This window comes from Vibrio sp. 1401, assembly GCF_033340295.1.
Map to the genome: position 1 here is coordinate 1 of NZ_JAWOWF010000255.1, position 798 is coordinate 798.

1 protein-coding gene and 1 pseudogene are annotated in these 798 nt (G+C 52.6%); both read left to right on the plus strand.

Features of this window, described 5'->3' with window-relative positions; genetic code table 11:
* Positions 1 to 319 (plus strand): annotated as a pseudogene (locus R7Z77_RS24935) (hypothetical protein); the annotation flags it as partial.
* Positions 319 to 735: a hypothetical protein gene (locus R7Z77_RS24940; protein ID WP_411913208.1), complete on the plus strand. Its 417-nt coding sequence runs from the start codon at positions 319 to 321 to the stop codon at positions 733 to 735. The pseudogene R7Z77_RS24935 and the gene R7Z77_RS24940, both read left to right, overlap by 1 nt.
* The last annotated feature ends 63 nt before the right edge of the window (positions 736 to 798 follow it).

Below are 798 nucleotides of genomic sequence, written 5' to 3' on the forward strand. Positions count from 1 at the left end.
CGGTCGGAAGTTCAATTGCGTTGCCAGTATAGCCAGAGCGCATGGACTTGATCCGGTAACGGTGCGTAGGCGCATTGCGGACACAAGGAAGGCCGCAGACAAACTCTCCAATGATGAGTGGAAACTCATCCTCGCCAAGAAAAAAGGTAAAGGGAAACCCTTCACCTATCTGGACAGGACCTACAGCAACATTGCCCAGTTCTGTCGTGAGCATCAGCTCAACACCAACCTTGTTTACCAGAAAGTCAAAGACCGGGCTGATAGCGCTGATGAAGAGTTCTGGGGACAGATAATCGAAACATGCAAAAGGAAAGACTAATGGCAGAAAACAAAGAGATCCCCTGGGAGAAAGAGCTCATTGAGAAGTACATGTTCACCCTGCATAAAGAGCAGGTGAAAGACCGGCGCTGGCGGACCATGTTGCGTGTGCTTCGCGCATCAGGTTTCGTGCTTCTCATGATCGGCTTCATCATTTTGGCATCTAATCCGGGTGGGATGCCGTGGCAAAGCGCCAAGGCTGGAGCCCCTCACACCGTGTATATCAACATCCGTGGTGAAATTGCTGCTGGCACTCTGGCCGATGCTGATCACCTTATCCCGTCCATCCAAGCTGCATTCGACAACCCGAACTCACAAGCTATCGTGCTTCGCATAAACAGCCCTGGCGGTAGCCCGGTTCAAGCAGGACGGATTTATGACGAAGTGAAGGCGCAGCGAGCCCTTCACTTCGCATAAACAGCCCTGGCGGTAGCCCGGTTCAAGCAGGACGGATTTATGACGAAGTGAAGGCGCAGCGAG